Genomic DNA, 12859 nt, shown 5'->3' on the forward strand with positions numbered 1-12859 from the left:
GCTTCAGGAGTGCCCTGCTGATGCCGCAAGGCGGCAGGGCACTCCGGCTCCGTTTTTCCCGGATGCCGGTCTTGGCCGGCTTTCCGCCTGTTGGAGAGTTCTCTCATGGCCATGAGCGTCGGATCCGACAGCACGCATGAAGACGAGGGCATCGTCGATATCAACACGACGCCCCTGATCGACGTCATGCTCGTGCTGCTCATCATGCTGATCATCACTATTCCGCTTCAGACGCATTCGGTCGCGCTGGACCTGCCCCAGGGCAACCCGCCGCCGAGCACGGAAGAGCCCAAGGTTGTTACGGTCGCCGTCGATTTCGACAATTCCATCAGCTGGAATGGCGAGCCTGTTTCTTCCGAAGCCGATCTTCAGGCGCGCTTCATGAACGCGGCAAACATGCCCGATCAGCCCGAGATGCATATTCACCCCAATCGCCTGGCAGACTACAAGACTGTGGCCCATGTGCTTGCCGACGCCCAGCGTCTTGGCATCACCAAGCTCGGTATCGTCGGTCAAGACCAGTTCATGGAAGGACAGTAAGTGCGTTTTCCCCGTTGTTCTCGCGCCCTCCTGGTTGCCAGCTCGCTTCTGGCAGCTTCCTCTTTCGTTCCGGTCATCGGGTCGTCGTTCGTCTCGGCCGCTCACGCTGAAGACCAGCTGAGCGCCAAGGTCGGCAAACCCCTGCAGGAAGCGCAAACGGCTCTGGGCGCCAAAAACTACGCCAAGGCCATGAGCGCCGTGAACGCGGCCGATGCGATTCCGGGGAAAACCGATTACGAAAAATACACCATCGCCCAGATGCGTGCCGCCGTTGCGGCATCGTCTGGCGATGTGGCTGCGGCATCCAAGGCCTATGACGTGCTGATCGCCTCGCCGCGCACGCCTGCTGCCGCAAAGCAGCAGATGCTGATGGCCAACGCGACCATGGCGTATAACGCCAAGGATTACGCTCACGCCGTTCCAGCAATCGAACGCTATATGAAGATTGCCGGTCCTACCGCCCAGATGCAGACGCTTCTCGTGCAGTCCTACTATCTCCAGCAGGACTACAAGAATGCGGCGCGCGTCCAGCAGGACCAGATCAATGCAGAGATCAAGGCCAAGCGCGTTCCCGCAGAGAACCAGCTTCAGTTCCTTGCCACCTGCTATCACCAGATGAAGGATTCGGCGAACGAGACGCATGCCTATGTGCTGCTCGCCAAATACTATTCCAAGCCCGATTACTGGGCGATGCTGATCCATAATCTCGCGGCCGATCCGCAGATGCCTGACGCGCTTCAGTTCAATCTCGAGCGTTTGCGCATGACGACGGGCGTTCTGAAAGACCCGTCCGATTACATGGATATGGTCGAGCGCGCCGTTCAGTCGGGCCTGCCCCAGCTCGGGCTTAACCTGATGAACCAGGCCTATGCATCGGGTGCCCTCGGCAAGGATGCCGGCGCAGCCCGCGAAGCACGCCTGAAGGCGATGGTCGTCAAGCGCGCAGCCGAGACTAAGGCCACGCTGGCAGCGGATGCCGATGCCGCGCGCAAGATGCCGACCGCTGCCCCCTCCCTGACTGCAGGCTATAACCTTGTGCTCAACGGGCAGGTCGATGCGGGTCTGGCGCTGATGCGTGAAGGGCTGGCCAAGCACCCGACCGCGCCTGAGGGAGCGAAGCTGCAATACGGCATGGCCCAGATGGATGGCGGACGTACGGCCGACGCCATCAAGACCTTTGCCGACGTTCATGGTGATCATGGTTCGCAGGACCTGGCCCAGCTATGGACCCTTTTGCTGACGAAACCATCAAAGTAAGGTAATAAAGCGTCTTATCCCGTTGAGGTAGTTGTTCTTGCGCGAACCGAGACATAAATTGTATCAAATCTCGTTTACCACAGAATGATCGATGGGATAATGACGACAGCCACTACTGCTCCTTCACCCGCTCCCGACCTGCCGGCTCGTATCCTGATCGTAGAAGATGATCCCGGCATGCGTACGCTCATTCAGCGCGCCCTGCAGGGCGACGGCTTCAGGGTCCGCAGCGTCGCCTCGGGTGATGAAATGTGGGACGCCCTGGCCGTCGGTCCGGTCGACCTCTTTGTCATGGACGTCATGTTGCCCAAGACCAGCGGTATCGAGCTGTGTCGCGCGATCCGTGCCGGTCAGGGCACCAACCACCCTGGTGAAGCACCGCTGTCCCAGACCCCGATCATTATGGTTTCCGCACGTGGTGAAGAGCGTGATCGCGTTCTCGGTCTCGAAATCGGCGCCGACGATTATGTGGCAAAACCCTTCGGTCAGCGCGAGCTTCTTGCACGCGTTCGCGCCGTTCTCCGTCGTGGCCATAGCGCAGCCCCTGCCGAAATCTCGCGCAAGGAAACCATTCTGTTTGCTGGCTGGAAGCTCGACCTGCGTCGTCGTGAACTGACCGATCCTTCCGGCGCCGTTGTCGATATCTCCGGTGCAGAACACGATCTGCTGACCAGCTTCCTCGACAATCCCCAGCGCGTGATCGCACGTGACCGTCTTCTGGAACTGTCCCGTACGCGCCTTGGCGACGTATCCGATCGCAGCATCGACGTGCTGGTCAGCCGCCTGCGTCGCAAGCTGGGTGCCGATGCGGATTCCCTGATCCGCACCGTGCGCGGTCTCGGTTATATTTTTGTTGCGGAAGTCGAGCGCGTCTAAATCCCGATGCCTTTCACTCTAGTAGGGGGGCACACGCCCCGGATCATCCGTCTTTGGCCGGTCGGTCTGGTCGGGCGTGTCAGTGTTGTGCTGCTGGCGGCGGTCATTCTCGTTTTTGTCGCCAGTGCCTTCTTCTATGAGGAAGCCGAAACCTATATCGACGACGACAGTCGTATCACCCAGCTTGCCGAAGAACTGAGTACGGATCTCCGTGTTCTTCGGACCACTCCCATCAGTCAGCGTGGCCTTCTTGGCGCACTCCTTTCCGATAACGGTATCAGCGTCAGTTGGCGCTCGGCCAACCAGCCGATCGATCTGGAGCAGCCGCATCGGCTGCGTCAGGTCGAAGAGAGCCTGATCAGCAATGATCGGGACCTCGAAAAGGCGGATATCCGGGTCTGGGCAGACAGAGCCGATTCATCAAGCATTCATGGCAGCCTGCAGCTGGCAGACGGTAGCCGTCTCGCTTTCAACGTTCCAGGCATTCTCAAGCACAGGCACATGACGGGGGGACTTGCATCTGCGGCAATTACCGCAGGTGCCGTTGCTCTGGCTGCGGCCATGATCGTGCGCGCCCTGAGTACCCCGTTGCGGGCCCTTTCCGAGGTGGCCGACAGCATCGCCAAATCCGACGATCTGCAATGGTCGATGGTCGATGAGCGTGGCCCGCGCGAGGTGCGTGGGCTGGCCAGAGCCATCAACAAGATGCAGCACCGTATCCGTCGTCTGATCAACGATCGCACGGAGATTCTGGCAGCCGTATCGCACGATTTGCGCACGCCGCTGGCGCGCCTGCGTCTGCGGGCCGGGTTCATGGATGACGAGGAAACCCAGATGGCCATCGAGGCCGACATCGACGAGATGGAGGCTATGGTGACGGGCGTTCTCGCCTATCTTGCAGGCGATCTCGATCCTGAACCCGTCAAGCAGGTGGATCTTGTCGCGATCCTCAACACGCTGCTCGACTCACAGAGCGATCGTGGGCGCGAAACCAGCTATACCGGACCGGACCGTTGTCAGGCGATTATCCGCCCACTAGCCATCAAACGCGTTTTTGCCAATCTTATCGATAACGCCTGCAATTATGGCGGCGATGCGCATGTGACGCTCGATACGGACGGTCAGACGGCGACTATTTCGGTGGTGGATGACGGTCCCGGCATTCCGGAAGACGAGCTGGAAAACGTCCTTTCGGCTTTCTATCGCGTTGAAGGGTCACGTTCGCGTGCCACCGGCGGTATGGGCCTCGGTCTTGCCATTGTGACGCGCGAAGTGGGACGGGCAGGTGGCAAGGTCGATCTGTTCAACGTGAAGGGACGCGGTCTGTGTGTCCGGATTACGTTGCCGCTTGGAGCCGTTCCGGTCTGATTCCGGCCCAAAAGGGACTTGCGTAGTCGCGATTGATGGCACATGTCACAGCAGCAACTGATATCTGAGAGCTGTGATGTTTATCGAGACTGAGGATACTCCCAATCCCGCTACCCTGAAGTTTCTTCCTGGCCGCGCCGTCACCGGCCATCGTGGCACCGCCGATTTCGCCGATGCCAAGGCTGCTGAGGGGCGCTCGCCTCTCGCCATGACCCTGTTCGGTGTCGAGGGTGTCTGTGGTGTTTTCCTTGGAGGCGATTTCATTTCGGTCACAAAGACCGACGAATTCAGCTGGAACACGCTGAAGCCTCTTCTGCTTGCGGCTATTACGGCGCATTTCGAGTCAGGCGCTCCCAGCCTTGAATCCGCTGCCGAGACGCAGGAAGAGGAAATCGCTCCTGAAGACGAGGCGGTCGTCGCCCAGATACGCGAGCTGCTCGATACACGCGTTCGCCCCGCCGTTGCAGGGGATGGGGGCGATATCGTATTCAGGGGATATCGCGACGGTGTCGTGCGCCTTACGATGCAGGGAGCCTGTGCAGGTTGTCCGTCGTCGCGCGCAACGCTGAAGCACGGTGTGGAAAACATGCTGCGACACTACGTTCCCGAAGTTGTCGCGGTCGAACAGGTCGAGGACTGATCCCGTGAGTGAAAGCCATCCGGAAACTCCAGATACGGTGTCCCTGGATGGCACGTCCTCGCAAGAGGCCCCGATGGCCCCTCCGTCGCCTTCCGATCCTTCCGTCGTGAACGGCTCTACAAGGCAGGATGCCGCTGGGGGAAAAGGCGCGGCTGAGCCGCTGGGCGATGAAGCCCTGGACAGGCTTTTTCGTGAGGCACGCACGCCGCTCGGCTGGTCCTCGCTCCCGGTCGGCCGGGAGCAGCTGGTCGCACTTTACGATCTGATGAAGCTTGCGCCGACATCGGGTAACTGTAGCCCTGCGCGTCTCGTGTTCCTGACATCGGACGATATGAAGGCGCGTATTCGCCCCGCGCTCTCCAATGGCAATGTCGAGAAATGTCTGACGGCGCCAGTGATTGTGCTTGTGTGTCACGATCCGCTGTTTTTCGAGCATCTGCCGCGCCTGAGTAGTGAAACAGACCTGCGCAACTGGTTTGCTGCAGATGTCGGTCTGTCGGAAGAAACTGCATTCCGGAACGGTTCGCTCCAGGGGGGCTATCTGATCATGGCTGCCCGTGCGCTCGGGCTGTCGGTCGCACCGTTCTCGGGGTTCGATGCCTACACGGTTGAAGACAGTTTTCTTTCCGATACCGGCTGGCGCGTGAATTTCATTGCGGGGCTCGGCTATCCGGATGACAGGCCGGTTCCGGCAAGAGCCATGCGGCTGGCGTTCGATGAAGCCTGCCTCGTTCTGTGATGCGATCGCATGACGAAACGCGCTGTCTGGTCCTGAATGGTGCAACGCTCGGTGCAACGAGTACCGGGGATCTTGCGGCATTCAGAGGCAATGACTGTCTGGTTCGTATTGAGTTGGAGGGGCTGAGTGCAACAGCCTCTCTTGCCGCGCAATGCAGGACCCTCTTCACGAATCTGGACTGGGCCGACGGACCGGAGCTGATCGTTGCGGTGGTCGGGCCGGGCTCCTTCACGGGGCTACGCGCAACACTTTCTCTGGCGAATGCGCTTGCTCTCGGTTATGGCGCCTCCTTGCGTGGGGTGACGACCGGCGCCTGTTTTCGTACGCATCCCGATTACGCAAAAGCCATATGTCTCACGAAAGCCAGACGTGACCGGCTTTATGTGGAGCGGGAGGATGGGCAGTTCTGGGCCGGACCGCCGGGCGACTTTCATCCTTTGCCCGGTGATGTGCTCATTGGCGGTGGTGTCGGAATGCTGAACCGTGTCCTGCCCGAAGGATGTCGTACGATCGAGGCAGACAAACCGGACCCCTTTCATATCATGCAGGCTGGCCTGCGTGCTCGGGCCTGCACGGCTCTTGAGCCGCTCTATATCGATGCGCCTGAAGCAAAACTTCCCGCTCGCGGGTTGAGGCCGATGCCACAGTCGTGAGCGACCAATTATCTATGGTCGCGCTTGGTACGCCCCATGCGTCGCTCTGTGCGATCATTCATGGCGAGTGTTTCCCCGCTGAAGAGCGATGGGGAAACGACGCTTTCCTATCCCTGTTGCAAAGCCCCGGTATTATGGGGTGGATGGCCATGAGAGGGGCCGAGCCCGCCGGGTTTATGCTGGCGCGGCTCTGCCTCGATGAGGCCGAAATACTGACCCTTGCCGTGAGACCCAGCCAGCAGCGAAACGGTGTAGGGCGGTTACTTGTGCATCAGACAGCCGTATCGTTGCGCGATATGGGGGCCGGGACGGTATTCCTCGAAGTATCCGTTCGGAATGCACCGGCTCTCTCGCTGTACCGGCGATCCGGTTATATCTCATGTGGCACGAGACGCAGATATTATCCCGACGGAAGCGATGCTTCGGTTCTGCGTCAGGATTTACGCAGGGAAATACAGTAATCGGCGCTGGAATGACGATCGGCAGGTGCGGATTCCGGCGCCTGTCCGAGCGTCTTCAGAAGTGACATGACATTGCGATGGGTCTCCTCTCCTTTGAGGAGAATGCGCATATCCTCGCCCGATTGCGCCCTGTCGAAAGATAATCTGACATAAACTGTCGTCATTGGGCATATCTTGTCTGTGATATCAATAATTTGCAATATTGTCACACCTATTATCGATGGTTATTTGATATATTTTCTTGGACGTTGTGCGGTAACTGGTATATTTTATGTAAAAGATATATTCATTAGGGAGGATTTATATGTCGACGGATCCGGATAATACGACTTTGCAGAAGTTGACCACTCAAATTATCTCTGCCTACGTGTCACATAATGAAATTTCTGGTCAGGATTTACCAAATCTTATCCGGACTGTGCATCAGACATTGTCGACTGTTGCCAATACCAAGCCCGAAATTGTCAAACCCGTGCCAGCCGTGCCGCCCAAGAAGTCTGTATTTCCAGACTATATCATCTGTCTTGAAGACGGCAAGAAACTCAAATTGCTGCGTCGTCATCTCCAGACTGTTTACGATATGACGCCCCAGCAATACCGCGAGCGTTGGGACCTGCCGCCGGAATATCCCATGGTAGCCCCCAACTATGCCAGTCACAGGTCGAATCTGGCACGCAAGATAGGACTCGGCCACCGGCGATGAGAAAGCCGCCCTTTGTCCGCTACTTAACGTTGGCAAAGGGCCGGATTTTCGGCTACGCCGTATTCCATGGTATCTGAAGCGAAAGCTGACGCAAAGCGAAGCGGGCGGGCTCAGGAAGAGTCGCGCATCGGGCAATTATGTATCGACCGGGGCCTCAAGATGACAGGGCAACGCCGTGTCATCGCGCGGGTTCTGTCCGAGGCAGAGGATCATCCGGATGTCGAGGAGCTGTACAGGCGTGCCTCGCAGATGGATGCCCGTATCTCGATCGCAACGGTCTATCGCACCGTCAGGCTTCTCGAAGAAAAAGGTATCCTGGAGCGGCGTGACTTCGGTGGCGGTCGCGCCCGTTATGAGGCAAGCGAGCCCGGGCATCAGCATCATTACCACCTGATCGACGTCGAAACGGGGCATGTCGTCGAATTCGAAGACGAGGACCATGCCGCGCTGATGGAGACTCTCGCCCGTCGCCTCGGCTTCGACCTGGTTTCCCACCGGCTCGAGCTTTTCGGCCGCCGGATGACTGCCAAGTCAGGTGACGAGACGACAGGTCAGGACGGATGAACGCCAAACCTTCTCACGCCGAGATTTTGCGCCTTCTGGTCACGGATGGCGAAAAGACGACGCCTTCGGGTCAGTCCCTTTCAAGTCTCGATCTTGCTCGCGATTCCTTTCCCGAACTCCGGGGCGGCCAGCTCGGTGTGCGTATTGCCACGACAGATGCCGAACGCGAGGCCGCGCAGGCCCTGCGCTATCGCGTCTTTTTTGAGGAAATGGGCGCCCGTCCCGATACGCGTACAGCCAGACTCAAGCGCGATATCGATGATTTCGATGAGGTTGCCGACCATCTTCTGGTGATCGATCACGCTGTCTCTTCGGGGGCAGAAGGCGTCGTCGGGACCTACCGTCTGCTCACAAGCGACAAGGCCGCACAGATCGGACGTTTCTATACCTCGAGCGAATACGATATTTCCCCTCTGACCGAGTTCCCCGGGCGTCTGCTCGAAGTCGGACGGTCCTGTGTGGATCAGAGATATCGCGGGCGCTCAGCCATGCAGCTTCTGTGGCGGGGTATTGCCTCTTACATCTTCCTGCATCGCATCGATGTGCTGTTCGGTTGTGCAAGTCTGCCCGGTACAAATCCCGAGCTCATGGCCGATGAACTGACCTATCTGTATCATAATCACTTGGCCCCTCCGGCTCTGCGCATCCGCGCGCTTCCCGACCGTTATGTCGATATGCAGCGCAGCGACCCGCATCTGCTCGACCATCGCAAATGCCTCTCGAGACTCCCGCCCCTCATCAAGGGATATCTTCGTCTGGGCGGATTTATTGGTGATGGCGCTGTGGTTGACGAACAATTCAACACCACAGATGTTGCCGTGCTGGTAAAAAGCGAGCTTCTGGCAGATAAATATTACCGTCATTACGAACGTCGCCTGAGGGATGCACTCGAATAGGTCAGGATTTAATATTAATGCTCCGGCTCTGGAATAAATCTTCCCAGTCGAGCCGGCTTCCATTTTCGACAGGGAAAATGATACTGGCTGATCTTGTCGTCGGAGCGCTTTCTGCTCTGGCGCTTCCGCCTGTTTATTGCCTTCCTGCGCTGGCTCTGGGGCTGCTTTATCTCTACCGCTGCACCCAGGATGCTTCCAGTAACCGGCAACTTGCCGTTCATGCTTTCTTCTTCGGGCTTGGATACCATACCGCTGCCCTGTCGTGGCTGACCAATGCCATTCTCACACGCGCCCACGATTTCTGGTGGGCCGTGCCGATTGCCGCTCCAGGGTGCGCGCTGATCCTTGCGCCCTTCATCATGGTACCCGTCCTTCTCTGCCGCCTTGTGCCAGCGGGCCCATGGCGGATGGTTCTGCTGGCATCGCTATGGACCCTGGCAGATATGGCGCGGGTCTTCATTTTCACCGGTTTTCCGTGGAACCCGACCGGGAGCATCGTGGAGATTCCGGGTCTCGTCGGCGATCTTCTGAGCCAGCCTGCATCGATCATCGGTGTGGATGGGCTGACCTTCGTGGTTGTGCTGCTGGGCCTGCTGGTCTGGGAAGGTAGAAAGCACCGTCTGGGTCTTGGCTGTTTCCTGCTCGTCTGGCTTGCGGGCGGAGCATACGCTCTTACTCATCGTCATGACCTGCCCGTGACGAATCCTGTGGTGGTTCTGGTTCAGGGCAACGTACAGGAACGCGATATTCTCTCCCGTGACGGCGCCATGGAGGCCTTCAGGCTCTATTTGCGTCTCACCAATGAAGGTGTCGCAAAAGCGCGCGATCTCGCCGGTGACAGCAGCGCGGGCGACAGAAGCATTGTCTATCTCTGGCCTGAGTCGGGCTTTCCTGGTCTGCTGGATGAGGATGAGGGCGCACGCCGCATGATTGCCCGCGCGGCTGACGGTACCTGGGGTATGATCGGCTCCGACAGACGCGATGAGGCCAACCGGTATTATAACAGCATCATGGCGCTGGATGAGAGCGGACAGGTGAGGGCTGTTTATGACAAGTCGACGCTTGTTCCTTTTGGTGAATACCAGCCGCGTTTTATCCCTTTCAATCTTCTTCCTGGCCAGTTGACGCCAGGGAGCGGTGTCACGACCTGGGATCTGCCCGGTCTCGGTGCCGTCGATCCACTTGTCTGCTACGAAGTTATTTTTTCCGGGCGCGTTGTCGGTGCCAGGCGTCCGGACTGGATCGCCAATGTCACCAACGATGCCTGGTTCGGAAACAGCGCTGGCCCGCGTCAGCATCTTGCCACGGCCAGAATACGCGCAGTCGAAGAGGGGCTTCCCGTTGTTCAGGCAGCCAATATGGGCATAACTGCTGCGTTCGATGCCTCGGGGCACGAGCTGGGCCGCCTGCCGTGGGGTCATGCAGGAACGCTCGTTCTGGCGCTTCCCTCGCCTCATCGGGCAACGCTCTTCTCCCGTTACGGAAGAACGATTCCACTGGCGCTGTGTCTGCTCAGCGGTGCCATGGCTGTTTTTCTTGGGTATCGTCGTAAATAGATAATAAAAAGTTAATCAGCGTCGTTTGGCGTCGAAGATTAACCTTAGTATGAGTCCTGATTTATGAGTAATACCGTGAAAAGCGCCTCGGCAGCCGGGCCGGTCGATGCCCTAGTGGGAGCGCGGATCAGGTTGCGCCGAACCCTGCTGGGTATGTCCCAGGAGAAGCTCGGTGCGGCATTGGGGCTGACTTTTCAGCAGGTGCAGAAATATGAGCGCGGCGCCAACAAGGTCGGTGCAAGCCGTCTTTACGAGATGTCCAAAGTGCTCGATGTGCCGATAGGGTTCTTCTTCGACGATCTGGTGAGCGATGGACGTGACGGGCGCGGTCTCGGAATGGCATCTCCCGGTTTTTCCGAAGCGCCCTCCGGTTTCGGTGAAGGCAAGGAGACCGGGAGCGGTTTCGGAAAAGCGAGGACGCACGCTTATCCTCCGCTGGACGAGATGTCTGTGGAGCTTTTGCGCGCTTTCAGGAATATCTCCGACGTACGCGTGCGTCGCCAGCTTGTGAATCTGGTCAAGAGCATGGCCACGACAGTCGATACTTCGGACTGATCGCTTATTCCCGACGCAGTACCCGGTCTGTCAGAAACGAGGCCAGTTTTCCTGCCACGAAATCCTGTTTCAGCTTCACCTCGTCATAATCCCGCTCGACCCACTCCAGAAAGGGAACGCGCCCTTCTGCCACGGATTGGTAGTGCAGGATGAATGCGTCGAGAATTCCTGTGCGCGACCGGTTGAAATGACCGAAACGCCAGTGAAGCTGTCGCAGGGCCTGTGCTGCGGTGCCCCCTTCGAACAGGATGACCAGAGCAGAGGCAAGTCCGGCACGGTCAGCGCCGGATTTGCAATGCATGAGCATCGGTCTGTCGAGTTCCTTGTACAGCCCGGCGAAACGCAAAATGCGGTCGCGATGCGGGGCGCCCCTGCTCTCGAACGCCATGTCGATATGGGTCAGGCCGAGTTGTTCTGCCGCATTGCGTGAAAGAGCGTCGGACCCGCAACGCCGATGTCCGCGCAGATTGACCAGCGTACGCAGGCCAAGGCGGCGTTTCAGTCGTGCCAGCCGTGCAGGCGTGGGATGATTGCAACGATAGACCTTGCCCGGCACGACAGTAGCCAGATTGGTCCAGGGAAGCCTGAAAATGGCGTGATCGACAAAAAGACTGTCGATCCATGCCTTGCGGCGTCCCGCAGATGTTGCAAGCGTTCCATCGAACACGATGTCTCTCCTAGAATTGGTGTGCGGTGCCTGCCGCACCCATCATCATCCGTCAATTGCCGCCCATGATCGAGGTTGATACAAGATTATCATGCGCTCAGCCTCGTTCCTTTTTCTCATGATCATGCTGGCGGGCTGCGCTGACAACGCGTTCGGGCCGCCCAAGCCCGATCTGGCGGTCAACGGTCCTCCCGGTCATCCGCCCGGGCAATCGCCGCATCATGACCGGATGGCGCGTGCCTACGCCTCTCTTCCTGTTGCGATACCGGGCATGGACGGCCAGTCGGGGCCGCCCATGCTGCCTGGCCTTGCGACCGAGACGGTCACAACCAGCGAGGTCAAACCCCAATATGCGGTGCCGGATGCTGAGGTTTCCTATGGAAAGAGGGATAGTCATGAGTGATTTCGTCACCGGGCATTACAGCACGCGCGCCGATGACTATGTGCGCAGCGCCACACATGCAAAGGGGGAAGATCTCGATCATCTGGCGCGTCTTCTCGCCGAGGAGCAACCCGCCTCCCTGCTCGATCTCGGTTGCGGCGGCGGTCATGTGGCTTATGCAGCCGCACCGTTTGTGCCATTGATTCTTGCCTGCGATCCGACGGCTACCATGGCGCGGGCAGTGCAGAGCGAAGCCGGTAAAAGGGAGATCGGGCATATTCTGCCCGTCTGCGGATTTGCCGAGATGATTCCCTTTGCCGATCGTGCGGTCGATGCCCTGGCGAGCCGGTATAGCGCGCATCACTGGCGCGATCTGGAAACGGGTCTGGTCGAAGCACGTCGTGTCCTCCGACCGGGCGGACTGGGTGTATTCATCGACACGGTGGCGCCTGAGGATGCAATGGCCGATTCGGTGCTACAGACGATAGAGACGCTCCGTGACCCGTCGCACACACGCAATTATCGCCCTTCCGAATGGCGTCAGAATCTCGAGACGGCAGGTTTTGCGATTCAGGATCACATTCCCCTGCGTCTGAGGCTCGATTTCAGTTCATGGGTCGCCAGAACGGCCACCTCCGAACTGCATTGCAAGGCCATTCTGTCGCTACAGGCGGCAGCAAGCCCGCATATACGTCAACGCTTCGCTTTCGAAGCCGATGGCAGTTTCACGCTCGATACGGCACTTTTTATCGTACGCTGAGCGCGCGAGCACGGATTGGGGCAGGCATTTGCCCCAATCCCGACCCATTACGGATACTTGGTCAGGAAGAAAGCGCGCGGGCCTCTTCCGGCAACATGATCGGTATGCCATCGCGCACGGGATAGGCGAGTCCTGCGCTCTTGCTGATCAGTTCCTGTGCATCGCGATCGTAGATAAGCGCCTCTTTCGTGACAGGGCACACGAGCATGGAGAGAAGACGCGGGTCGAGATCTTGGGTCATG

18 protein-coding genes are annotated in these 12859 nt (G+C 58.6%); 15 read left to right on the plus strand and 3 right to left on the minus strand.

What is annotated here, in order from left to right:
- Positions 1–105: 105 nt before the first annotated feature.
- From NF685_RS00725 to NF685_RS00760, 8 genes are all read left to right on the plus strand, one after another.
- Positions 106–540 carry an ExbD/TolR family protein gene (locus NF685_RS00725; protein WP_127103116.1) on the plus strand — a complete coding sequence of 145 codons (435 nt, stop codon included), beginning with the start codon at positions 106–108 and terminating at the stop codon, positions 538–540.
- Positions 541–1797: a hypothetical protein gene (locus NF685_RS00730; RefSeq protein WP_252848206.1), complete on the plus strand. Its 1257-nt coding sequence runs from the start codon at positions 541–543 to the stop codon at positions 1795–1797.
- Positions 1798–1896: 99 nt separating this feature from the next.
- On the plus strand, positions 1897–2673 hold the full coding sequence (locus NF685_RS00735; protein ID WP_222546405.1) for a response regulator: 777 nt from the start codon (positions 1897–1899) through the stop codon (positions 2671–2673).
- Positions 2674–2679: 6 nt separating this feature from the next.
- Positions 2680–4041 (plus strand): ATP-binding protein, encoded by a 1362-nt coding sequence (locus NF685_RS00740; RefSeq protein WP_222546406.1) that lies wholly within the window; start codon positions 2680–2682, stop codon positions 4039–4041.
- Positions 4042–4117: 76 nt separating this feature from the next.
- Entirely contained in the window at positions 4118–4681 is a 564-nt protein-coding gene (locus tag NF685_RS00745; RefSeq protein ID WP_252848207.1) for a NifU family protein, read from the plus strand.
- Between the two features lie 106 nt (positions 4682–4787).
- A complete protein-coding gene (locus NF685_RS00750; protein WP_373317836.1) occupies positions 4788–5420 on the plus strand; it encodes a malonic semialdehyde reductase in 633 nt (210 codons plus the stop codon).
- Positions 5420–6073: a tRNA threonylcarbamoyladenosine biosynthesis protein TsaB gene (locus NF685_RS00755; RefSeq protein ID WP_252848470.1), complete on the plus strand. Its 654-nt coding sequence runs from the start codon at positions 5420–5422 to the stop codon at positions 6071–6073. Before NF685_RS00750 ends, NF685_RS00755 begins: the two co-directional genes overlap by 1 nt.
- Positions 6070–6534: a GNAT family N-acetyltransferase gene (locus NF685_RS00760; protein WP_222546410.1), complete on the plus strand. Its 465-nt coding sequence runs from the start codon at positions 6070–6072 to the stop codon at positions 6532–6534. Before NF685_RS00755 ends, NF685_RS00760 begins: the two co-directional genes overlap by 4 nt.
- Here NF685_RS00760 and NF685_RS00765 read toward each other — a convergent pair.
- Complete coding sequence (locus NF685_RS00765) at positions 6507–6743, minus strand: sulfurtransferase TusA family protein (RefSeq protein ID WP_261390221.1); 237 nt, start codon at positions 6741–6743, stop codon at positions 6507–6509. The genes NF685_RS00760 and NF685_RS00765 overlap by 28 nt on opposite strands.
- Before the next feature lie 95 nt (positions 6744–6838).
- Here NF685_RS00765 and NF685_RS00770 point away from each other — a divergent pair, with 95 nt between their 5' ends.
- The 5 genes from NF685_RS00770 to NF685_RS00790 all read left to right on the plus strand — a co-directional run bounded on the left by NF685_RS00770 (position 6839) and on the right by NF685_RS00790 (position 10808).
- Positions 6839–7237, plus strand: coding sequence for a MucR family transcriptional regulator (locus NF685_RS00770; protein ID WP_222546412.1), 399 nt, complete (start codon positions 6839–6841; stop codon positions 7235–7237).
- 66 nt (positions 7238–7303) lie between these two features.
- Positions 7304–7801 (plus strand): Fur family transcriptional regulator, encoded by a 498-nt coding sequence (locus NF685_RS00775; protein ID WP_252848208.1) that lies wholly within the window; start codon positions 7304–7306, stop codon positions 7799–7801.
- Complete coding sequence (locus NF685_RS00780) at positions 7798–8697, plus strand: GNAT family N-acetyltransferase (RefSeq protein ID WP_222546414.1); 900 nt, start codon at positions 7798–7800, stop codon at positions 8695–8697. The genes NF685_RS00775 and NF685_RS00780 overlap by 4 nt, the downstream gene beginning before the upstream one ends.
- Positions 8698–8774: 77 nt before the next feature.
- Positions 8775–10253: an apolipoprotein N-acyltransferase gene (gene lnt / locus NF685_RS00785; protein WP_252848209.1), complete on the plus strand. Its 1479-nt coding sequence runs from the start codon at positions 8775–8777 to the stop codon at positions 10251–10253.
- Positions 10254–10316: 63 nt separating this feature from the next.
- Positions 10317–10808: a helix-turn-helix domain-containing protein gene (locus NF685_RS00790; RefSeq protein ID WP_222546416.1), complete on the plus strand. Its 492-nt coding sequence runs from the start codon at positions 10317–10319 to the stop codon at positions 10806–10808.
- Between the two features lie 4 nt (positions 10809–10812).
- Here the strand turns inward: NF685_RS00790 and NF685_RS00795 are convergent, their stop codons facing one another.
- Positions 10813–11475 carry a tyrosine-protein phosphatase gene (locus NF685_RS00795; protein WP_252848210.1) on the minus strand — a complete coding sequence of 221 codons (663 nt, stop codon included), beginning with the start codon at positions 11473–11475 and terminating at the stop codon, positions 10813–10815.
- 91 nt (positions 11476–11566) lie between these two features.
- On the opposite strand from NF685_RS00795, the gene NF685_RS00800 reads away from it, so the two are divergent.
- Together NF685_RS00800 and NF685_RS00805 are read left to right on the plus strand one after the other, a co-directional pair.
- Positions 11567–11878, plus strand: coding sequence for a hypothetical protein (locus NF685_RS00800; protein ID WP_222546418.1), 312 nt, complete (start codon positions 11567–11569; stop codon positions 11876–11878).
- Positions 11871–12617, plus strand: coding sequence for a class I SAM-dependent methyltransferase (locus NF685_RS00805; protein ID WP_252848211.1), 747 nt, complete (start codon positions 11871–11873; stop codon positions 12615–12617). Before NF685_RS00800 ends, NF685_RS00805 begins: the two co-directional genes overlap by 8 nt.
- 61 nt (positions 12618–12678) lie before the next feature.
- Here NF685_RS00805 and NF685_RS00810 read toward each other — a convergent pair whose 3' ends face one another.
- A complete protein-coding gene (locus NF685_RS00810) occupies positions 12679–12858 on the minus strand; it encodes a Trm112 family protein (RefSeq protein WP_222546420.1) in 180 nt (59 codons plus the stop codon).
- Between the last annotated feature and the right edge of the window lies 1 nt (position 12859).

This window comes from Asaia lannensis NBRC 102526 (assembly GCF_024054035.1).
Taxonomy (GTDB): domain Bacteria; phylum Pseudomonadota; class Alphaproteobacteria; order Acetobacterales; family Acetobacteraceae; genus Asaia; species Asaia lannensis.